At 58.2% G+C, this 21,400-nt stretch carries 23 protein-coding genes; 10 read left to right on the forward strand and 13 right to left on the reverse strand.

Annotated elements, in window-relative coordinates; genetic code table 11:
- The 6 genes from GT613_RS05390 to GT613_RS05415 form a co-directional block, all read right to left on the reverse strand.
- Positions 1 to 527, reverse strand: a 527-nt coding sequence (locus GT613_RS05390; protein WP_370516102.1) for a restriction endonuclease subunit S, incomplete at its 3' end; no start/stop codon positions are given.
- A 662-nt stretch (positions 528 to 1,189) separates the two neighbouring features.
- A complete protein-coding gene (locus tag GT613_RS05395; RefSeq protein WP_009304925.1) occupies positions 1,190 to 1,522 on the reverse strand; it encodes a hypothetical protein in 333 nt (110 codons plus the stop codon).
- Entirely contained in the window at positions 1,509 to 4,049 is a 2,541-nt protein-coding gene (locus tag GT613_RS05400; RefSeq protein WP_009304924.1) for a PHP domain-containing protein, read from the reverse strand. Before GT613_RS05400 ends, GT613_RS05395 begins: the two co-directional genes overlap by 14 nt.
- 11 nt (positions 4,050 to 4,060) lie before the next feature.
- Positions 4,061 to 6,142 (reverse strand): DUF262 domain-containing protein, encoded by a 2,082-nt coding sequence (locus GT613_RS05405; protein WP_009304923.1) that lies wholly within the window; start codon positions 6,140 to 6,142, stop codon positions 4,061 to 4,063.
- A gap of 38 nt (positions 6,143 to 6,180) precedes the next feature.
- Positions 6,181 to 6,909 (reverse strand): nucleotidyl transferase AbiEii/AbiGii toxin family protein, encoded by a 729-nt coding sequence (locus GT613_RS05410; RefSeq protein ID WP_229040925.1) that lies wholly within the window; start codon positions 6,907 to 6,909, stop codon positions 6,181 to 6,183.
- A gap of 92 nt (positions 6,910 to 7,001) precedes the next feature.
- Positions 7,002 to 7,523, reverse strand: a complete 522-nt coding sequence (locus tag GT613_RS05415; RefSeq protein ID WP_009304921.1) for a type IV toxin-antitoxin system AbiEi family antitoxin domain-containing protein — start codon at positions 7,521 to 7,523, stop codon at positions 7,002 to 7,004.
- Positions 7,524 to 7,948: 425 nt separating this feature from the next.
- On the opposite strand from GT613_RS05415, the gene GT613_RS05420 reads away from it, so the two are divergent.
- Positions 7,949 to 8,176: a hypothetical protein gene (locus GT613_RS05420; protein ID WP_009304920.1), complete on the forward strand. Its 228-nt coding sequence runs from the start codon at positions 7,949 to 7,951 to the stop codon at positions 8,174 to 8,176.
- A 902-nt stretch (positions 8,177 to 9,078) separates the two neighbouring features.
- Here GT613_RS05420 and GT613_RS05425 read toward each other — a convergent pair.
- The 7 genes from GT613_RS05425 to GT613_RS05455 form a co-directional block, all read right to left on the reverse strand.
- Complete coding sequence (locus tag GT613_RS05425; protein ID WP_154249349.1) at positions 9,079 to 9,957, reverse strand: nucleotidyl transferase AbiEii/AbiGii toxin family protein; 879 nt, start codon at positions 9,955 to 9,957, stop codon at positions 9,079 to 9,081.
- Complete coding sequence (locus tag GT613_RS05430; RefSeq protein WP_154249350.1) at positions 9,954 to 10,553, reverse strand: type IV toxin-antitoxin system AbiEi family antitoxin domain-containing protein; 600 nt, start codon at positions 10,551 to 10,553, stop codon at positions 9,954 to 9,956. The genes GT613_RS05425 and GT613_RS05430 overlap by 4 nt, the downstream gene beginning before the upstream one ends.
- A gap of 30 nt (positions 10,554 to 10,583) precedes the next feature.
- On the reverse strand, positions 10,584 to 10,946 hold the full coding sequence (locus GT613_RS05435; RefSeq protein ID WP_154249351.1) for a hypothetical protein: 363 nt from the start codon (positions 10,944 to 10,946) through the stop codon (positions 10,584 to 10,586).
- A 66-nt stretch (positions 10,947 to 11,012) separates the two neighbouring features.
- Positions 11,013 to 11,669, reverse strand: coding sequence for a hypothetical protein (locus GT613_RS05440; RefSeq protein WP_154249352.1), 657 nt, complete (start codon positions 11,667 to 11,669; stop codon positions 11,013 to 11,015).
- Positions 11,670 to 12,047: 378 nt separating this feature from the next.
- Entirely contained in the window at positions 12,048 to 12,323 is a 276-nt protein-coding gene (locus tag GT613_RS05445) for a hypothetical protein (protein WP_154249353.1), read from the reverse strand.
- Positions 12,324 to 12,332: 9 nt separating this feature from the next.
- Complete coding sequence (locus tag GT613_RS05450; protein ID WP_154249354.1) at positions 12,333 to 13,607, reverse strand: DNA polymerase IV; 1,275 nt, start codon at positions 13,605 to 13,607, stop codon at positions 12,333 to 12,335.
- Positions 13,608 to 13,812: 205 nt separating this feature from the next.
- Positions 13,813 to 14,727 (reverse strand): DUF4238 domain-containing protein, encoded by a 915-nt coding sequence (locus GT613_RS05455; RefSeq protein ID WP_161172547.1) that lies wholly within the window; start codon positions 14,725 to 14,727, stop codon positions 13,813 to 13,815.
- A 566-nt stretch (positions 14,728 to 15,293) separates the two neighbouring features.
- On the opposite strand from GT613_RS05455, the gene GT613_RS05460 reads away from it, so the two are divergent.
- The 9 genes from GT613_RS05460 to GT613_RS05500 all read left to right on the forward strand — a co-directional run bounded on the left by GT613_RS05460 (position 15,294) and on the right by GT613_RS05500 (position 21,319).
- The gene (locus GT613_RS05460) at positions 15,294 to 15,545 is read left to right on the forward strand and encodes a helix-turn-helix domain-containing protein (RefSeq protein WP_197745985.1); all 252 of its coding nucleotides are present in this window, start codon (positions 15,294 to 15,296) and stop codon (positions 15,543 to 15,545) included.
- Between the two features lie 41 nt (positions 15,546 to 15,586).
- Positions 15,587 to 15,826 carry a hypothetical protein gene (locus tag GT613_RS05465; protein ID WP_079535880.1) on the forward strand — a complete coding sequence of 80 codons (240 nt, stop codon included), beginning with the start codon at positions 15,587 to 15,589 and terminating at the stop codon, positions 15,824 to 15,826.
- Between the two features lie 9 nt (positions 15,827 to 15,835).
- Positions 15,836 to 16,291 carry a helix-turn-helix domain-containing protein gene (locus tag GT613_RS05470; RefSeq protein WP_161172548.1) on the forward strand — a complete coding sequence of 152 codons (456 nt, stop codon included), beginning with the start codon at positions 15,836 to 15,838 and terminating at the stop codon, positions 16,289 to 16,291.
- 15 nt (positions 16,292 to 16,306) lie between these two features.
- Positions 16,307 to 17,095: an ATP-binding protein gene (locus GT613_RS05475; RefSeq protein ID WP_079535878.1), complete on the forward strand. Its 789-nt coding sequence runs from the start codon at positions 16,307 to 16,309 to the stop codon at positions 17,093 to 17,095.
- Between the two features lie 209 nt (positions 17,096 to 17,304).
- Positions 17,305 to 18,048: a hypothetical protein gene (locus GT613_RS15290; RefSeq protein WP_192935115.1), complete on the forward strand. Its 744-nt coding sequence runs from the start codon at positions 17,305 to 17,307 to the stop codon at positions 18,046 to 18,048.
- Positions 18,049 to 18,067: 19 nt separating this feature from the next.
- Positions 18,068 to 18,616: a hypothetical protein gene (locus tag GT613_RS05485; protein ID WP_154249357.1), complete on the forward strand. Its 549-nt coding sequence runs from the start codon at positions 18,068 to 18,070 to the stop codon at positions 18,614 to 18,616.
- Positions 18,613 to 20,439, forward strand: a complete 1,827-nt coding sequence (locus GT613_RS05490) for a VirD4-like conjugal transfer protein, CD1115 family (protein WP_154249358.1) — start codon at positions 18,613 to 18,615, stop codon at positions 20,437 to 20,439. The genes GT613_RS05485 and GT613_RS05490 overlap by 4 nt, the downstream gene beginning before the upstream one ends.
- A 190-nt stretch (positions 20,440 to 20,629) precedes the next feature.
- Positions 20,630 to 20,845 carry a hypothetical protein gene (locus GT613_RS05495; RefSeq protein WP_079535874.1) on the forward strand — a complete coding sequence of 72 codons (216 nt, stop codon included), beginning with the start codon at positions 20,630 to 20,632 and terminating at the stop codon, positions 20,843 to 20,845.
- Between the two features lie 15 nt (positions 20,846 to 20,860).
- Positions 20,861 to 21,319, forward strand: a complete 459-nt coding sequence (locus tag GT613_RS05500; RefSeq protein WP_154249359.1) for a PrgI family protein — start codon at positions 20,861 to 20,863, stop codon at positions 21,317 to 21,319.
- The last annotated feature ends 81 nt before the right edge of the window (positions 21,320 to 21,400 follow it).

Consider the following 21,400-nt stretch of genomic DNA (forward strand, 5'->3'; position numbering starts at 1 on the left):
CGCTCGGCGATGCGGCGCTGCTCGGCGAGGGGCGGCACGGGGATCAGGTACCTCTTCACCGTCTCTTGCGCAAGCTCCTTCTGCTTCGTTGAACCGCTCGCCTGATCCTCGATAACGGATTGGACCGACGGGCCCGCAAAGTAGAGGAACGCATATTCGTAGCGCAACCAGTCGGGCACGGTCCTGATGACCGTAACGTGGCTGTCGGCAACCGCCCACCCGTAAGGGTTTTGGTTCGAATCGTAGACGGCCATGCGGCCAAGGGTGCCCAGCCCCGTCGAGTTCCAGAGCAGGTCGCCGTCAACGAGCAGCCTCTCCTCGGCATACGATGCAACGCTGTTCGGGTCGACGAACTTCGCCCTCTCCAGCGAGAACCCTGACCATTGATTGCATTTCTGAGCGACAACGGGATATTTTTTTTCGAGTGAGTACTTTGGCGATTTGCCGCGCTGTATGTAGGTGGTAATGCCCTCCAGCCTTGCCCACTCCCAGCCTTCAGGGATATCGAACGGGATCTCGTCGTCGATGCAGACGGGCTCGCCCTTGCTGCGCTTCTCATAGCGGGACCCATCGGAAGTGCTTCGGCAAGAATAACGAAACTAACAGGTCAAATGCCCCTATGGGTACCAACGAGCTTAGCTGGGTACTAAATGGGTGCCAAACAAAATGCGACCTTGGCTAAATCAAGACCCTATATCGAAACTGGCTACGCGATAATTGCAGCATATAGAGAACGCACCTTGATAAAGAAATATCCTGATATTCGGTGTAATCCCAGTTCATGACGACCATAAACTCAAACGGCTTGCTGCAGAAAACCGATATGGTACAAAAAGAAAAGTGTCTCTTGATGCCACGAGGCACTACTGATAAGTAATACTCTTTTGAACGGAATCACTCGCACTCGATGAATGCATTTGCACGTTGCATATCAGTATGTGTCATCAAGTATCACCTCGTGCTACTACGTCCGAATCAATCGCGAATCAAACGTTGATTCATTTCTGTCGGGATGATGATACCGCATTTCCCGCCAAGGAGAAGCCCGTACAATCACTCCCTGTCTCTCCTGCGGGAGTAGTTGCGGGTGGCTTTGCGAACGTTCCTCTTTTCCGAATCGGTGCACGATGGAGCAGGGCGGTGCAGATTGCGCCGATATTACATAGAAACCAAGATAATCAGCTATTAACTAGTCTTGAATTTCCGTCTTATTCAGGCGATCGATGAAAGCTCTAATTTTCTCCTCGCGTTCTTTTGCAGTAGATAATTTGCCCGCTTCGTCTTGCTGCTTCTCCCGACGTTGAACGAAATCGATTAAGAACTCAGCGTATCTGCGTGCTTTCGCGCTCTTATCGTCATCCAATCCCTCTTCGATCGTAAAGCAATCTTCATTAAGATTTACATCGCTCGAGGGAGAAGTGACTTTTAGTAAGAAGTCTGAGTAATCCTTAGACACGTTCAGGTCGTAGGACAGATCATCAAGGGAAATGATTACATGCCCGTCCTTGTTAATCGTTACCATTCTGTTCTCCGATCTTGAAATTGTATTTGTTAAGCCTCATCTTCAGATAGCGCTCACCGCCATCAAGCACATCGGCGATTGACTGCTTGGTGTGCTTATCGTTTAACACTCCGCATCTATACGAAATATTGTCGTCATCGTTGTTGCATACAACTACAGTCCTTGCGTCACCGTTGACGATAATCGGAGCAGAATGGCTCACGACGAAAAACTGAACATCCAGCTTGAGCTTCTTCAGTCTATCGATAAGGAACTCTTTTATGGTTGCGACATCAAGATTGTCCTCAGGTTGATCCAAAACTATGTATACCCATTTTCCTGCTGACACTTGATCGTTGAGGAATAGCTTTAGTAACGCCTGCGCTTTCATGCCGGGGGACATGTCGTCAATCTTCTTACCAGCAATAACCACGCAGCTTTTTAGTTCAATCGAATCGCTTGCCAACTTTTCAAGTAAGTCGAAGTAATGGTTGTAGTAGGAAAGCAAGCCTTGGTTTTTTACACTCCGAAATTTTGTTCCATTAAACAATTTATGCATATCGGTCTTGTTTGATCGTTCAAGAAAAGCGTGAGCAAGAGCGTTTATTCCTGTGGGAACAAGCGCTCTAACGAGATCATTGAACGCTGCGCAATCATCGTGGACTAAGCTAACGACAATCTGCTCACCGTCATTTGTCAGTTCTACCGGCTGAATTGGATCGAGCATCTGCTCATATGCTTTTTGAGCTTCGTTGTTCAGGTGTTCGAGAGACTCCCGCAGTTCGAAAAGTTCATCGTAGAACGTATTTGCGGCCTTCGTTTTCTCGTCGTATTGATGGCGTTTGGTTGACCCGCTGGAGTTGTTGCATTCATGGAGCATTTCAAAAAACAGAGTCACGTTTTGCTCACGTTGGCTAAACCACGCCTCGTCTATTTCGCCAAGAAGCGATATGAATCCACTGACTCTTGTCGAGAGAACTTTGATGTCGCTCTCAATAGCGCGCGATTCCCTCTCCAACTCATCAAAAAGAGATCTATCTTCTGGATAATCGTCACTGAATTTGATGAGCTTGCTCTTGTCTTCCAGAGCTTCTGTCGCTTCAGATATCTCCCTAAGATGCTTGATGGCGTTTTCCACTTGCGGAAAAGCCTTGACTGGAGTTGTCGGCGCAGTAAGAGTTATGCCGGACGGCATCTCCTCCTCAAGATGGTCGATATGAACTGGGCCGGAATCATACTTTTTCTCAAACGCTGCAAGTAGGTCCTTCTCAAGTCTGAGGACGTCTTTATACCGCTGCTTTGCCGCATCGATTGACTTTGCTGCGTTCTCCTTTAATGGCGAAATTATTTCACCGAGAAAAGGAATCTCTTCGTATCTGCCATCCGCATATATATTTTCGAGCTCGCCTTGGCTAAGGTACAAGCATGGTGGACGGTCTTTTGTGGGAATGCCGCCATGGGTTAAAAATCGGACGGAATCAGAATCGACGAATGCCGCATATGTATCCAGTCCCTTGTCTGCCAATAAGCTTGCCAATAGGGTCTTTCCGCTTCCTCTTGACCCAACTATGCCGTTGTACCCAGGGCTGAAAGGCAGTGTGATTGTTTCGCTATTTTGCCTACCACCGTCTGTCCATACATTAAAGCTGACTGATTCTAAGAATTTTGTAGTGTTTGATTGTGGAAGGATGGAGCATGCGTCAGAAGTTCGAATGCGACTTTCTGGATCGCTGATTGCCAACAGGAGAGAATCGAGATCGCAATCAAAATCTATCCAGGTGTACTTTTTCCCGATATCGCCGATTTTCCCCGCATCGCTGAAAAGGAAGGCTGCCACGGTGGTATTCAGTTCTGAAGCTAGGCCGTCCGATATATATTTCCGACTCTTTTCACCGCCTTCAACCGCCATTGCATGGCTGTAATAAAACAGCCTGTCTTTATAATCCAGGTTCTTTTTCGACCTATTTGGTAGGTACTCTGACAGACTCTTGTCTTTATTCTCATGTGGAACAAAGAAATGCGGTATCGCCGCTGCCCTTTCTTGAAATTCTTCGAGATAGATCGCAGTTGCTTCCGCTGCTTTGGAGAACGATTTACAATCAAGCAATTCCAGATTTTGTATTTTTTCAGCTTTGCCGTCATCGTCGCTGTCAATGAGTTCGTTCTTGATAATCGCCGAGATGAAAAGTTCTCTTACGATAGCTGCCATCTCTTCGGCATGATTCATCGAAAACCATACGATGGCATGGAAGCGACCTTTCCCACCGGTTTCTAAGCCGTAGGCTTTGATCGTTTCGTCCTTTAGCATGACGTCTATCTCGACGCCTCCAAAGAGGACTTTCCCTTTACCCTTCATTTGGCTCTGTAGATCGGTCAGCAGTTCAACATCTATGCTGTTGTGATCCGTTATTGCAAGGACATCTAATTCGCTCTTGAGTACAGCCCGAAAAAAAGTAGCTTTGTCATATCTCCTGCTAAAGCACGAGCTTGAATGCACATGCATATCACATTTTTTGAAAGTATTGATAGTAAGGCCAGCATCACGCATTTATGCTCCTCCTACTCTTCGCTGGCATCCAGCGGCATCTCGAAGGAGAGCTCGCTGGCATCGATCTCGCAGATATCGAAGACGCATTTCAGCAAGTCGATTTTTGCCGCAGTGCTGGATGCGGTGCGAGCGTAGACTCCGTTCGCGATCTTCGAATGCCCTGCGGATTCTGTGCTGCAAAATGCCGTTCCAGGATAGTTCGATCCGTCGACGAGCGAGTGTATCTTCGCCGGCTCCAGTTCATATACCAGTTGCAGGACTTTCGCCATCATGTCGTTCCACTGCGTCGCAATATATCGAACCCCTATGAAGCTGAAAGCGGCGATCCTCCTGCCGGTGAATTCGGTGTCGGAATCGAGCTCGGCAACCTCGGGAAGAGCCTTCGAGGGCTCGTACGAGGACTCAGGCAGTGGCCAGGTCTCGAGGAACTGCTCTTCCAGCATCCTCTCGCGCACTCTGAGCTGCTCTTCGCCCCAGGTTTCCTGCTGGCCGATCCAGTGGTTCATCCTGAATCCGCTGGACCTGAAGCCGTCCCTCATATCTCGCTTCTGCTCAAAAGGCCTGTTGCTGTAGTCTGAGTTGTACGCGGTGACGGTGAGGTTGGCCATCTTGTGGCACCACTCCTCGTGGATGCGCTCCCAGTCATCGCCCAGGGTCTCCTTCCATTGGGCGTTCAGCGTCTGGGGCATGACGTGCTCGACGGAGAAGCTGCCCTCCTCGAGACCTTTGACGACAGAGACGCGCTCCTCGCTCGAACCGTTCTCGAGCCTGTCGTAGAGGTAGAGCTTGCGGTTCTGGATGCGGTAGAAGTCGCGCGTGTCGAGTGCGTAGAGGAACTCCTCGTTGTCGGGGAAGCGCCCAGTGCCGCTCTTATGGGTCAGGACGTATTTGACCACCTCGGCGTAATCGGCTCCATCGGAAACGCCCTTCAGCACGTCTCCGTGCAGCGTCTCGAACACCTTGTTCAAGGCGTTGGCAGGCACGCCGCACACCCATCTCCTGAACAGGTACGAGTCAATCATCCACAGCACCGCGGAGACCGAATCGTCGTCGATGTCGCCTTGGGCTCGGTACTCGAGCAGGTTGAGAAGGTAGGGTCTGGTGACCGACGCGTCGAAGACCCTGATGGCCTCGAGGGCGGAATCGATGCTCTTCACGCCTGTATTTGGGTGAATGCAGGTTTTGTAATGCTTCGAATAGTTCAGAAGCTCTTCGAACAGGGCCTTCGTGTCGAGGCTGAGCACTCCGCCGTCGGGATCGTGGAACTTCTTAGTTGTATACGTCCTAAACGCCGGATACACCTTCTTGATAGCGGGGGTCTTCGCCTCCATAGCAGAAAGGTAGAAGCGGATGTAGTCGCTCACCTTGTAGTCGGTGTTGCGTTCGACCGGATTCCAATAATCGTCGTAGTAAATCTCCTGAAGTTCTGGGTCGAGATTCATGAGGACGAAGTTTCTGATCTTGTCGGCCTCGGAAAGGTCGAGTCCCGTCGAGTTCAGGCTCTCGAAGATCAGCTGGGCATCGTCTTTGGGGTCGAGGGTGATGTCGATAACGCAAAGGGACTTGATAGCTTCGTAGAGCTCGTTGACGGAGATGTCCATCTTTTCGATGCGGTCGAGAAAGTACAAGTAGTTCTGGGTCACGTTCGAGCCCTGGATATATGCGTCGTCCTTGCCATCGAGAATGGCCCCGAACGCCTCGCTGTCGTTCTTCACTAGCTTCAGGCGTAGCTTGCGCTCTTTCTTGTGCCTCGCGTCGATGAGGTAATACTCGGCGATGTCTTCGGCGAGATCCTCTTCCTGCGATTTGACGACGCCTTTCTCGACCTGGGTCCTGATGGCGGCAAAGAGTAGGAATACCGTGGTGATACGCTGCTGGCCGTCGATGACGACGCGCTCTCCGCGCGGCGTCTGGGATACGATGCTGCCGAAGAAATGCTCCTCGCGTCCGGTCTTGGAGACCTCCACCAGATCGTCGAACAGCCTTCCGCATTGCTCCGGCTTCCAGTCGTAGTTTCGCTGGTAAACGGGTATGACGAAACGCGTTTTCTTGCCCTCGATGATGTCGCTCAGATATTCCTTATGGCCGTCCATTCATGACCCTTTCTTCGGTCCCGTTCTTCTGTGGTGCATCATTTTGCATTCCCTATGCGAACGATGAGATCGTTGACCCAATCGATTGCAGAATCGACGTCATCGAGAACGGGAAGGTCGGATGCCTGCTCTGCGTAGAGCTCGTCCCAGCCAGCTTTCTTCGACACGATCGGAGGCCATTCCTGAGCCTTTCTGTAAGAGAAGAGCCGCTCGCAGATCCTTCGCGTCGCGACAAGGTCGACTTCCGACCTGTGCATGATGAGTTGCAAGTCGACGAGGTCGCGGGCTCGGTCGCCCGCGCCTGATACCGCATGCAGCTTTTGGGTAACTTGGTGGTCTAGTGGCATGAGCGGCGCCTTTCCGGGAGGCGGGAATCCAATTCCCTCGAACAACTCCGCGACATCTGGCATGTCCGACCACTCGATGGTGTCAGCATCGCCGATCTCGTTGAATCCGACTTCGAGCGGAACCGTGCACCACGGTTTGCCGAGGTACGAGAGCTTCACCTCGCAGGGCTGCATGACATATTCCTCGGGAACGTCCTTCGGCGAGGCCGGATCCTTGCGGACGACGCGTCCCGTGAAGCCCTCCCAGCCTTGGCGGAGGCGGTCGTTGAGCCTTTCCATGTTGAGGTCGGCGTCCATGGCCGTCGCCATGTCCAGGTCTGTAGTGAACCTCGTCGCCGCGTCGCCGTAGCGCATCTTGATCGAGCTTCCGCCCTTCACCACGCCGTCGGGGAGCATCTGAGCGACGATGGCGTTGGCCATGCGCGTGCGCAATCTCATGTAATCCTGCGCAGCGCCTCCGCACGAGCGCCTGATCGCGTCGTCCAGGTGGCGCATGCCGTTCGGCTTCTTCGTCATCTTTCGATCTTTTCCTCGATTTCCTTCTTCTCGCCTGCGTTCAGATATCCCATGCGCAGCGCCTCGGAAGCAGCCTCGAGTGCCCTGTCGGCGCCCATGGTCTGCGCGGCGCAGGCTATCGCGGCAGCAAGCGGCTGGCAGGGAACGCCGTCGATCCAAGTCGGCTCGGCATCTGATCTGACGATCCTGACGCCTTTCCCTAGGTCCCGCCGGACGCGGTTCGGCGTGGCGACCCACATCTTGGATGGGTCCGTGGGTGCCAGCTGGAGTAGGGCGACGACGGACTCTCCGTAGAGGAAGGCCCCGACGCCTGCCGCCTTCACTGCGATCGCGAAGGGGGCTTGGGGCTGGGATGGCCAGACGGGCATACGGTACACCCCGCGCGCAACGCGGACGAGCTTTCCCGCTTTCGCCTGCTGGACGAGCTCGGCGTTGGACATCCCGAGCTTCGCCGCCTCGGATGAGGTGATGAGCCCGAAATCGTCGACTCCCTCGTATATGTCATCGATTTTTGCCATGTCAGAAGTATAGCGTATTTACTATACTTTTGACATTTGAAAATCGACTAGCATGGTTGCAAGTGCCAATGCGACCACATGGGTCAAATCAGTACCAGATTTGGGGGTATTTTGACAACATGCGAGCCTCGCCGCACGAGCCGTGCCAATCTCGGCACTCAAGGAGCCGGGAAGGAAGCATTTGATTCCCAGACGCGAAACGCGGTCATTTTGCGTCTAGTAATCAAACCGGTGACATTTGTCTCCATGGCGTCACCGCTTCCTGCATGAACCATCTGAGTACGGCTCAAAAAGCAAGGGAAAGAACACGAGAGGTGCTGATCATGCGCTGCATCCAGGCCGAAGCTCGGCACGCGGAAATGGAGTTCGACCTGGTCTAAGGTACCATCTCGCACGTCTATCCGAACTATTGCCCCGCAGCGGTCGTGGGTTTCTTCCTGAGCCTGCACAGCTGCGAAGCCATCGTCGAAGACATCGGGTGCGGCAGGGTGGGCATCCTGGTCGACGGCAACCACATCACGCGGGTCTTCGTCAAGGACGACCGCCGGGGAGAGGGTCTCGGGTGTATCGCCATGGGCATTCTCGAGAAACGGGTCTTCGAGGGGCACCCCTGCGCGAAGGTAGACTCCTCACTGCCGGAGACGCGCTTCTAAGAAAGGCGCGGGTACGTTACTGCTGGCCGCGAATCCTACAGTCTCCCCGAAGGCGCGGTCCTCGTATGGGAACTCATGGAGAAGAAGCGATAAGCTTCTCAATCGCCTAAAAATACGGGTAGTGCCAGCATGCAAACGAACTTGAATTTGATTCGAATCAAGGTGGAGACGATTGGAGCGGCAAAAGGGAGTGAACGCCGGCGGCTTTGCCGAATGCCAACGACCGCCATCGTGGCGCAAGTGTGTCCAACGACATGCAGCTTTGGGAAACCCGAAGAATGATTCGCAATCAAAATCGCAGGCGATATGCATAAAAATCACCCCCGAAACATCAACATTTCGGGGGTGATTCGCAACTGTCATTCATCAGTTTTGCAGGTGGCTTGGAGCGCATTGAACCACCTTGCGCCTCAATGCGTCGCCATGAATGATTGCAGGTGGCTTTACGCTTTTGACCTCGGATTATTCCCACTCAATCGTAGTTTTGCCCGCTAGATGTACAAAATGTGCCAAATCATGCCATGTCGTCCAACTCGTATCATTGCGTTCACCTGGTTAAACTTATTAACAGTATCGTTTTGTACTCACCCGAAATCACCGATTTACACAATCTGAAAAGGGAATAAATACGGCGCTGCAATAAAGCGCCTGCGAGCAGGTGATTTTCTCTTATTTCGATAATGCTGAGTACAAAAATGCCTAGATCCCGATTGCTTGGTCTGCAAATTTATTACCAGGAATATCTCAGGAATAAATTTGACATAGGGGTGTAAAAGCCCGAACAGGGAATATGCGAAATCCTGAGTACAAAGTGAGTTCCAAGTGAGTACAACGCCCTGTGGCCTTCTTAACGTCCAATCTGGTGGAAGAAAGCAGCACGATCACTCCACTGTGACAATTTGTCACAGTGGATTTGAACTGCCCTTTTGGGGGTCTCGCGCACCCTGCCAGCACGCGTCGCACAGGAGGCGAATCGACCCGACGGCGTCCGTCCACGCGATCGAGGAGGCATAGGGGTTCGATAGGCCGTAGGACCGCCATCTCTCCGCCATGGTCGCGCTGCCCTCTGTCTCGGCCAACGTCTGAGCGTAGCTGGATGCACTGACGCCGCTGCCCCTCTTCTCGATGGTGGCGTCAAGCGCCGCTCTCAGGTTGGACGGCTTCAGGCCCTCGTCCAGCTCGCGGAGCATGTAGACGTCGTAGAAGTCCCTCATCCTCGTGTTGAGGGTCCCCCTCGCGAGGGCGGTCTCGATCTTCTCCGCGAGCACGGTCTCCACCGGGTACGCCCATATGCCGATGTCGCGGTCCTCGAACATGAGGCGGTATCTGTGCATGACCTCAGCCGGGGTGATCGCATCCCCCGTCGATATGTCGATCTTCAGGGGAATGCGGGTCTTCTCCATGCGGGCCGTGAGCGCAATCCTCACGCCGCCGTACTCGGAGTCCTCCATGATCTCTCCCGCGCCGCCGACCTGGAACTCCATGCCGTCGTCGAGCTCGACGACGGCGATCTCCTCCACGACCTTGATGGCGTTGCCCGTATCGAGCGTCAATCCCTTGACGGTCGCGTCAATGTCCATCGTGCTGCGCTGGTCCACGCCCACGAGCGAGGACATCAGCATGCCGCCCTTGAGCACGAAGTTGTCCCGGTATGGGGAGTTCGCGAGCCTCTCCAGGAACCGCTCCATAGCGTAGTGGCGCAAGAGCGCCTGGGACCTGCTGCTGTCCCCTTCGGCCTTGTTGCGGATCAGGTCCTTCACCCTGCGCGCGCCCTTGATCACAGAAGCACCTCCATCGCCTGCTGCACCTGCCTCTCGACCCCCATCTCCCTGGCGTAGCGCCCGAGCTTGGCGAGGTCCTTCCCCCTGCTCGCCGCGTATCTGCGGAGGGCGTACCCGTAGGCGGCGGGGTCCATGGCCGCCTTCCTGCGCACGACGTCGCAGACGGTGCGCTCCCTGTCGTAGGCCCTCACGACATGGCCGCCCGGCGACTCCGCCTCGGAGATCCCGAGGCCGTACCACTCCGGCTTCACGTAGAAGATCCTCACGCCCCGGTCCTTGAGGGACCCCGAGTGGTAGCCCGACTCCACCGTGAGGGCGATGGGGACGGGCTCGCGCTCGGCCATGTCGTGGAGGTAGAGGGCCGTCTCGTGCGAGAACACGACCTTGGGGTAGCGCGCCTGGAGCAGGTAGAGCTCGTCGGGGAACACATCGGCGTCCACGAAGATGCCCGGGGACGCCTTCTCCAGCCCGCGTGACCTCGCGAAGTCGTAGACCGCGTTCCTCGGGATCCCCGAGCCTATCGCCTCCGAGGCGATGAGGACGCCGTTGTTCTCGTCGAGCAGTCGCTCGATCCTCTGTTCGCTTCTATTCGCCATAAACAATCACACTGACATAATAGCATAGATTCAGTGCAAATGTTTGCGCCATGCCGCCACGGCGAGCAGACCCGGACCGCCAGCGATCCGAAGCCTGCTCGTCGATTGCCGCCACTTCTCCCTGTAGATCCGAAGCACGCGGGAATACGGGTCGGTCCCGATCAGCTCGTCCACCATATCGTTGAACCTCTCGACGAGCACCGGCTTCGAATTGGCGGAAGTCCTCTTCAGCTCGCGCTCGACGTAATCGCAGGCCGCAGCCCCGCCGAATATCGCACGGCCCGTGAGCTCCTGGTTGAGCCAGTAGATGGCGCTGAGCAGCTCCCTGCGCGTGAGCTCGGAGGGATCGACTATATCCTCCCCGCGCGTCGCGAAGATGTGGTTTCCGTTCATGTGCCTGTCCTTTCTGCAGGGGGCGCGGCTTGGCCGCGCCCGTGGTCGTTGCGGAGCTGGAGGCTTCTACTCGCGAGGGGCGATGCGGCAGGTGCCGGCGTCGATGTAGTTGTTGCCGTTCCAGGAGTAGTCGCCGTCGTGGTCGTAGCGGTTGACGAAGGGAATACCCTTGAAGCCCCTGGGGGCATCGTCTGCGCCGAAGCCAACGACCTCGAAGAGCTCGGGGTTGGACTCGTACGCGCTCGTCCAAACCTTGTCGCCCAGGCGGACATCGGACACCGGCACCTCTTCGGCGTCCAGGAAGGCACCGAGCCTCAGGTTCTCGGGCATCGCCTCATCGAAGGCGTGAAGCATCTCGTCGAAGTCGTATCCGCTCTGCTCGGCGGAAGGGTCGATGTGCCTGAGGCCGATGGCGTTCCAGCCCTCGTCGTAATCCGTGGCGTAGCGATCGACCATCTTCCAACCGTCGATGACGTATACGCCGTTGTCGCCCTGGCCGCCAAGGTTTCGGTACCGGTCTATGCCCACCGAGAGCGACCCGCCGAAGAAGTTCCCGACCACCTGGGCCATCCGCGCCCATCCGTAGCAGTCCTGGCTCGGAGGACGGTAGCCCTGAAGCTCGCAGTACTTGAGCAGCGGCTCGACCGTGTCGCGGCCGCCGTTCCAGTGGAGGTAGAGCGCCAGGTTCTTGTCCGGCGTGGTGATGACTGCTCGATTTCCCATTTTGAAGACCTCCTTGTCTTTCGGCGGTCGCCCTGTGCCACCGCCTCGTGATCCGGGGTCGTGCGCGGGTTCCGCCTGCGCTGCAAGGAGGAAAGCGGGCTTCTTCGCAAAGGACGCACGTCCGCAACCTGCACATGCGGCAGTCAAAGGTGCGGGATGCGCATGTGCGGGTTTTGCGCAGGAAGGGCGCGCCTTGCGGCGCACATGGCGGGTTCCGTGCGAGCGTGCCTGGATAAGAGGCGGGGCAGGGCGCACCTGAGGCGACGGAGGCCACGGGAAAGAGCGCATCAGCCCAACGGATGGGAACGGCCCCGCACTCACTGTGACAAATTGTCACAGTGGCTCTGAGCTGGCGTTTTGCTCGAGAAATGCGAATTTCTAGGCGGACATGCCGTCCTTGACGACCTCTTCCACGAACCAGCGCGGATCCTCGTAGAACAGGTAGGTGACGTTGTTGCCGATTCGGACGGTGTAGCAGATGCCGTCTCCGCCCACCTTGCGCGACGAGGCACGGCGCACGTCCTTGACCTCATCGATCGGATAGGTCTTGCCGTCGTACCACTGAATGGAAAGAGGCCGCACGCGACCGTCCTCGTCCATGCGCGCCGTGACGCTGACGTACCGCTTGACCCTTCCCGAGATGCCTTCGACCATGACGCCCGCCTACCTGAGGAACCCTACGGGGTGGACGGTATTGTCGCGCTTGATGTCGAGGCCGGACATGACCTCGTCGGTAAGTTCGGCCGCCCGCTTCACGCAGGTGTTGCCGAAGCGCCCCCTCAGCGCGTCGATGGCGAGGTCCAGCCTCTCAAGGCGCTCCGTCTCCTCGGCGTCCCCGAAGAGCTCGCACTGCACGGGCACGTCCATGGGAACGAGGTTGGTCACGCGCACGTGCACGGCCCTGAGCGCATGCTCCTTGTCGAGCGGCTGGTTCGAGCGCAGAAGCCCCATGGCGACGTTCGCGACGTCCCTCGTGAGGCAGGTCGGGGTCCTCAGCGTCCTCTGCCTTGAGTAGCCGGAAAGATCGCGTGCGAACCGCGCCCCCACGGACACCGTACGGCAGCGAAACCGGGACTCGCGCATCCTCTGCGCAACGGATTCGGAGAGGAGCCAGACGAGGGCCTTCACGTCGGAGTCGCATTCGAGGTCGTGCGGGGCGGTGAGGCCGTTGCCGATTCCCTTCACAACATAGTCCACATCGGCCTTCGAGGGATCCATGGCCTTCACGGGACTCGCGTCCTCGCCTCTCGCGAACGCGCGCAGCATGATGCCGATCTTGCCGAAGCGCCTCTTCAGAAAGTGGTCCCCGGCATGTGCGAGGTCCCCTATGGTCTCGTATCCGGCTGAGTGGAGCTTGCGCATGGTGGCAGGACCGACGTAGACCATCTCGGAAGCGGCCATGGGCCATGCGACGTCGCGGAAGTTCTCGCGCGTTATGGGGACGATTCCGTCGCCCAGATCGGTGTCGCTCCCGAGCTTGGCGAAGACCTTGTTCCACGAGACGCCGATAGACACGGTGAGCCCGATCTCGGACTTCACGCGCTCCGATATCTCCCTCGCCACGAGCATGGCGTCGCCGCCGAACAGCTGTAGCGATCCGGTGACGTCGATCCACGACTCATCGAGGCCGAATGGCTCGACTAAATCGGTGTAGCCGTAGTAGATCATGCGCGCCAGTCGCGAGTAGCGTTTGTAGGCGGCGTAGTCGGGCGGCACGACTATGAGGTCCGGGCACTTCTGCTTGGCCTGCCAGATCGCCTCGGCCGTCTTCACGCCGCAGGCCTTCGCCTCCCGGGACTTCGCGAGGATGATACCGTTCCTGCGCTCCGGGTCGCCCGCCACAGCCACGGCTTTGCCCCTCAGCCCGGGATCGAGATGCTGGGCGACGCTCGCATAGAAGGCGTTCATGTCGATATGCATGATGACCCTGTCGCCCATGGCACCTCCTCGCTATATAATGGGAACATGTGTTCGATTATCGTGAATCCCTATGATGCACCCGATCGCTTATTCAGTCAATCGAACAGACTGTGGATTTTCCGAAGCGGAAAGGACGGGACTCGGAAGGAGGTTTCGCCCAAACCCGCTGCGACAAATTGTCACAGTGGCGCTGACCTGCGAACATTCGCAAGTAATCACGGCATCAACGATTTTCCCTTCGGGTCGAAGCTGCACTGATGCGAAAGCGCTGGGCGAAAATACGGGCTTGATCGAGATCCTCTCTTCTCCCGGAGACCACCTGCTCGCACGCGAGCTCCGAGACGAAGTAGCCGGAGTTCAGCCTGACAACAGTGCTGTCTGGAACCTCTAGGACGTCGCACTTCGTCGGCCCCGCGCCGGAATAGACTACCGCGAGTGTGGAGGACAGCGGAAGCGTGAGGTCGTCGATGTGGTACTTCCCATCTTTCCAAAGTGTCGTGTTGAAATGCGGAGGGAGGGAAGAGGTGATGAAGCGAGCCTCCCCCTGCGGCCTGATGAAGTGGCAGCGCAGTCTTTCGAGGTCGCTCTTGGCGAAATACGTGGGACTCCCCTTGCATCGCCAAAGCGCGAGCACCATCTGGTTCGCACCATGAGCCAGCACCTCGATCTCGTCGGCCATTCCCGCCTGGGCCAAAACCTCACAGCCCCATCTCACTTCAGGATCGCTGTACATTGCATCGTAACCTGGCTCATAGTTCGCAAGCATTGCAGGGTGCCTTGCTATCAAATGTCCGACCAGCCACGAAAGCGCCCTTCGCTCCTTTTCATGAACGCGCCCGGCATCAATCTGGATATCTATCTTGCGCAGGAGAGCCGATTGCTCACCCTCTATCTGGGAGAGCTTCTTCTCGATCTTCCCGGGAAGGAGATGACGCCCGTGCCAGCTCCTCTGGCATCTCGCCTCCATCTCATAGTGATAGTTCCGCTCGCACACATCTTCCGATCTGCTCTTGTAGGTCTTGCCCGTTTTGCGGTTGTAAACCCAGAGGCTGTCGCAATCATCCGAGAAGCGCCTCAGGTAGTACTGGGGCACGTAGTGCTGCTTCTTCGGGGTGTTTTCCTCTGCCAACCTACTCATCTCTCTTCCGCTAAACTCAACCGACCTCTCGAGCGATGACGTCGAATTGTTACAGCATGTCAACATCGCATATTACATCATCGCAATCAAGATGGGTGTCCCTTTTTGGAACAACTGTCTCTCGATATCGGGTTTATTATCAACGCAAGAAGTGTTTCAAACGGGCGTTTGCCCGAAACTGGTTCCAAGCGTCCGACGCAACAGCGCCGACAAGACCGGGAAGGAGGACCGGCATGAGAGCCGAGAGATACACGATCATGGCCAGTTCGCCGTCGGACACGAAGAAGCCAGATATGTCACCAAGAACCTCGCGCTGATTCAAGGTGCCACGATAAGCCCCAACAAACGTCGGGGCTTTTTTGTCCGAAAGAACAGACAGATGGGCCACCTCGAATCAGGCAGCTGTGTGGGTTTAGCGAATTTGTGACTATGCGGGACTGTGCGGGACTGTGCGCAGAAATCACGAAGCACCAACCCGGAAAACCTGCAATCATCGCCGCCATCAAGAAAAGTCGAGAGCATTCGACAGAAGTTGAAGAAACGAGCACAAAGAAGGCGGGATACAAATGCCAAAAGATATCAGGGAAATGAAGCGCGAGGAGCCGGTGCCCAACCAGACCAACGACATGAAGTCTCCCCGGCTCCTAAGCGTAGGAGAAGTCGCCGAGAGCCTCGGCGTCTCGACAGCGAAAGTCTACCAGCTGATCCGCAAGGGCGAGCTTGAGGCAGTGAACCTCGGCCGCCTCTACAGGGTGACGCCATCGGCGATCGAGCGGATGCTCGATCGCCTATCGGGCTCAGGCCAGCAAGGGTCTTGAGAGCCTCGGGCTGTCTGTTCGAACGAAGAACAGGAGAGTATATGCCCGAGATCTTTGACGATTCATCGAAGCAGCCGGTGCCCGTGCAGGACATCTACAACGCCTACGAGGTAGCCCGGCTCTTAGGCATAAGCAAGAACAAGGTATGGGAGCTCTCGAAGAGGGGCAACGACCCCCTGCCACTGAGGCGCATGGAGGGCCAGAAGAAGGGTTCGATCGCGTTCAGGGCCGAGCTGCTCGACTGGGCCATGCGCAACTTCTCGAAAATCGGCGTCGGGTAGGCGATGCCGATGCATGCGAAGAGAGAACCTGCGCGCCCGCGCGACGGCGACGCCTTCCTGGTCCTGCGCCCCTTCATGTGGAAGGAGCTCGGGCTCAAGGGCACAGCGCTGCTCGTGTTCGCGCGCATCTACGGATTCTGCAAGGACGGCGGGACGTTCTACGAGAGCCGCAAGAGGACCTCAACCTACCTCGGCGTGTCCGAGCGCTCCGTCATCAGGGCAGTGTCCGAGCTGGAGCAGAGAGGACTTATCGCCGAGACCGGAGGCGAATGGGCAAGGGACGGGATGACAACGAGGAGCTACGTGCTCGGCCATCGCGCGAAGAGGACGTCCTGCGCACCTGACAAGTTGTCACTCCCTGACAAATCGTCCGCTTCCAAGCATGGAGGGGATGACAGGATGTCGCCTGAGGGGGTGCCAAATTGGCACCTTAAAAGCAAAGAAGAATACAAAGAAGAAGGATAGGAAAGGAGCTGCGCGATGGCAGATGAGGAGAGCCGCATCATCACCCTGGCATCGGCCGAGGAGCGCGGCCTGGAATACGAGGAGCCCGCAGAGCGCAGATGCGAATGGTGCGGGAACCTCCTCGACCCCATCGGACTCCTCGGCTTCAACGGCAAGGTCATCTGGATCGGGGCCAAGGAATGCGAATGCGACGGCGCTTGCGAGGAGCGAGCGCTCGCAGAGGAGGCCGAGAGGAAGCGAAGGGCCAAAGCCGAGGCCGAGGCGCTAAGGCGGTGCGGCGTGAAGCCCCGATTCGCCCATGCCAAGGTCGACAGGCGAGAGATCGCCGAGTACCTGGACGCCTTCGATATGAGATCGGGCGTGGGACTCTACATCACGGGCCCCTCCCGCGCGGGCAAGTCGCACTGCGCCACTGCGCTCGCCAAGGCGTTCTTCGCGAGCGGGTACAGCGTGCTCATGACGTCGTCCCTCTCCATGCTCGACGAGATCAAGGCGAGCTACGACGCCCCATCCAAGCAGGGCGTCGAGCGCTATGCGGGATACGACGTGCTCATCATCGACGACTTCGGCAAGGAGAACGCGAACTCCTGGGTCATGGGCACGCTCTTCCAGATCATCAACGACCGCTACGAGAACATGAAGCCGACCGTGGTCACGTCGCAGTACGCGCCCGACGCCCTCAAGTCGCGCATGGGGCGCAGCGGGGAGCGCGAGAGCGCCGAGGCGATAGTCGAGAGGCTCAAGGAGACATGCCGACTGGTCGTGCTCCCGCCGAGGAAAAATGTGGGTTTGATGGATAAGTGACTATCCGTGACCATGCGGGACTGTGCGAAAAATCCCCGTCCCATCAGGGAATCGACCACGCTATAACCGTTGCAGGGCGGCGAGGAGAAGCGGGTCAGCCGAAACACTCTCACAAACGCAACCGGGCGAGGACGACTTACGGCGCCTCGCCGCCGAACCACCGAACCGAGGGGAGCCGACATGCGTCGGCTCCCGAGGAGGAGACGGAAATGTACAACATGGTGCCGGTCACGGCAGAGGAACAGGAAAGCCTTAAGGCGATCTGCCAGAAGAACGGCTGGGTCAAGCGCGGCGGATACGCTTGGCAGGACGACCCCTATCTGGAGGAGTACCCCTACGAGTTCGACCGCTGCTTCTCGCTTGAGGACCTCTCCGACTTCTTCAAGGCCGGGAACTGGGCCATCAGGCAGGGAGTCGTCTACGGCGACCTCGCGTTCATCCAGCAGGTGGACGGGGGCGACGAGTGGTGGACGCTCAAGCAGGACGGGAAGACCTGGGTTCCCTTCGAGTCCCTCAGCTTCAAGAGGATCGCGGGAGACATCTCGGAGCTCACCCGCTACGTCGCGGGGATGCGCCTCGCCACGGTCGATGAGTGCAAGCACCTGGACTACCTTCCCCCCAAATCCGACATGCAGTGGACAGGCAACGCCTTCCCCTATCACGACGACGGCTGGGTGGCCGCGAGGAACGACGACTTCAGGATCCACGTGGCGCTCAGCCACATGGGCAAGCTCCTAACCGTCAACGCCCCGACCGAGGACTACATGGTCGACCAGACGCAGGAGGGAACGTCCCTTCTCGACGTGATCAAGTCCCAGGTGGAGAGGGCGGAGCAGTACAAGGCCGAGAGGACGACGGAGAGCTTAGCTGACCGCACGCAGGCGGCGCTGCGCGCATCCGAGAACCAGCAGCGCGCCGACCGCGCAAGCGAGGCGCGCGAGACGATCCGATAGAAGAGAAGAGGAGGGCGACATGGCAAGCGACTTCGGAGACGAGAGCGGAGAGAAGCTCTTCGACTGGATGCTCAGGATGGGCCAGGACGCGAGCCAGGATGCTATCCGGGCGAGCGCCGAGAGGCTCAAGAGCGCCATCAGGAACCTGAGGGGCCAGATCGAGGAACCCGCTGCGGAAGCCGAGCGAGAGGGCGTTCGCGAGTACGCACGGCTCAACCTCTCGGAGTTCGAGGAGCTCCCCGACTACGCGACCTTGAGGGAGATCATCGGCGAGAGGCTCACAGAAGCCGCCATCGAGCACGACTTCGTCGTTGTCGAGGGGCGCGACCACCTGGTGTTCAGAGTGGCCGACGCCCCCGAGGTCGACGAGGTGTTCGGAAACCTTGAGCACGACGTCGACGCGGCGGCGGAGCGCGCCTGCGAGACGCGCGAGCGCGAGCTTTCTGAGGAGCGCGACCAGGAGCCGCTGGAGAGGAAGGCCGAGGCCGCGAAGGCCGCATCCAAGGCGGCGCACGAGGCCAAGGAGGCGACGAGGCAGATCGAGAAGGTCGAGGTGAAGACCCGATGAAGTCGGAGCTCATCCTCATCGCGGCGCTATCGGGCGCAGCCCTGCTTGTCGGCAACGCCGCCACGGCAGCCGTCATGGCCGCAGGAAGCTCCGAGGCCGACCTCGTCTCAACGGCGATGGACCTCGCGGCGAAAGGGGCGATCCCGTCGATGGATCCGCTGCCGCTCGCGATCGGATGCGCCTGCGCGTGCGCCGTCTGGCTCGTATGGGTCAGATGGTGGGAGCGCAGGGGGCGCTATCGCAAGGGCGAGGAGCACGGCAGCGCGCGCTGGGCGACGGCGAAGGAGATCGAGGCGTACTCCGATCGGAAGGACGCCGACAACAACATCATCCTCACCAAGCAGGCGAGCATTCGCCTGATTGACACCACCCATGACCAGAGGACCGAGACGAACGACAACGTGCTCGTCATAGGCGGCCCCGGCACGGGAAAGACGCGCTACTTCGTGAAGCCGAACCTCATGCAGGGAAACGCCAACTACTTCATCACCGACCCCAAGGGCACGCTCATCCACGACATGGGCCACGTCCTCGAAGGGCTCGGCTACGAGATCAAGACATTCGACACCATAGATTTCGCAAGCTCCATGCACTTCAACCCCATCGCATACATCGACGGCGAGGCGGCGACGCTGCGCTTCGTGGAGTGCCTCATCAAGAACACCACCGGCGACAAGGACCATGCAGGGGATCCGTTCTGGGAGAACGCCGAGAAGCTCCTCTACACGGCCCTCGTCTCCTACCTCCTTCTGCACTGCCCGGAGGAGGACAGGAACGTGCCGGGGCTCCTGTCGCTGCTCTCTCTCGCGGATGCCCGCGAGGACGACGAGGACTACCTGAGCCCGCTCGACATGCTCTTCAACGAGCTTGAGACCGGGGAGAGGCTCGTGAGGAGCCCATCGGCCAAGAAGTACGACCGGGCGTCCCGCGCGTTCGACAACGGCACCGGGGGCTTCGAATGGGTCAAGGTGGCAGCCCCCGTGCGCCCCGAGGACGACTTCGCGCTATCGAGCTACAAGCAGTTCAAGGTGGCGGCGGGAAAGACGCTTAAGTCCATCATGGTCTCCTGCAACGTGCGCATGAAGCCGTTCGACATCGCCGAGATGAGAGAGCTCCTTCGCTACGACGAGATGGAGCTCGAGCATATGGGCGACGCGCACAGGAAGGTGGCTCTCTTCTGCTCGATGTCGGACACCGACTCGACCTTCGACTTCGTGTTCGCGCTTCTCATGCAGCAGTCGCTCGACTCGCTCTGCGAGACGGCGCTCTCGCGCTTCTCGGGAAGGCTGCCCAGATGCGTCCACTTCATGTTCGACGAGTTCGCGAACATCGGCACCATCCCCGACTTCGAGCGCATGATCACCGTCACGCGAAGCCGCAACATCGCGGTCTCGATGATCCTGCAGTCCCTCTCCCAGCTTGAGGAGTCATACGGGGAGAACAACGCCAAGACCATCATGAACGCCTGCGACACGCTGTTGTTCCTCGGGGGCAAGTCGGCAGACACCAACCAGAAGATCGCCGACATGATCGGCAAGCAGACCGTCGCCAACGTCTCCGTGAACGACTCGCGGGGCGCGAACCCCACCTACACGCACAACTACGGCCTCATAGAGCGGGAGCTCATGCAGGCCTCCGAGGTGGCGAGGCTGCCGCGCGACGAGGCGCTCGTGCTCATCAACGGCGCGCAGGCGTTCAAGGACAAGAAGTACCCGCTTGAGGCGCACCCGAGGCACGGGGCGCTCAAGGCCGCAGAGGACGCGGGGGCGTTCGACTTCAGGGCGTATCGGGCGAGAAGGGAGGGAGCGCTTATGGAAGCGTGAGTAATGGCTGCGACAGGTGCCTAGACCCAAGGGCCGGGGCAGAACCTCCAAGTACCGCGACCGGCCGTCGCAGCCGAGATGCAAGGGAGCACGCACGTGCCCCTCGATCCGAAATTCTACCATCAGCCCGCCGCCTGGAACCTCCAAGTACCGCAGGCGCGGGCGAATCGAGATGCAAAGGAACACCCACATGCTCGCAAACATCATCAGCCTCGTATCGGGCTGCGTGACCTTCCTCGGCGGCTTCCTGGTCGTCTGGGGCGCGGTCTCGCTCGGCCTCGCCATACGAGAGCAGCAGGGAGGCAGTCAGATAGCCTCCGCCATATCCACCATCGCTGGCGGCGCGATCATCATCGCCGCAGCGGTCTACTTCGGGATGCTCGACACGTCCTGGCTGCCCGCCTAAGGCAGGTGACAGGCCATGTCGCTTCAGATCCCCGTTCAGAAGGACATCGGCGAGTACGAGGAGAAGATCGTCGGGAAGCTCTCCTTCCGCACGCTCGCATGCGTTGCGGGCGGCTTCGGGTCGGCGATCCTCGTGGCGGCGATATGCCACTTCTGGGTCGGCATAGAGGTCGCCGACGCGGCGTTCCCAGTCATGTGCGCCTCCATTCCCTTCTGGCTCGCCGGGTTCTGGCGGCCGTTCGGGATGCGCGCCGAGAAGTTCGCGCCCCTTCTGATCAACCACCACCTGAAAGACCAGAGGCTCCTCTACGAGAGCCCGGCAGACAAGTCCCTCCCGCGCATCGAGGCGGGAAGGCCCACGCGCAGGGCGAAGAGGATCGCAAGACGAAAAGGAGCGGAGGCCAATGAGCCAACGAGAGAATGCGAAAAGCGCAAGGAAAGAGAGAGCGAGCGACAAGGAGAAGCTCAAGGCTGAGAAGAGGCTCGCGAAGGAGCGCATAAGATCCGAGCGCGCGGCGCGTGCGAAGGCCAAGCGCGAGAGGTCGGGCTCGTCTAG

The organism is Eggerthella sp. BIOML-A4 (assembly GCF_009875575.1).
Lineage (GTDB): Bacteria > Actinomycetota > Coriobacteriia > Coriobacteriales > Eggerthellaceae > Eggerthella > Eggerthella lenta.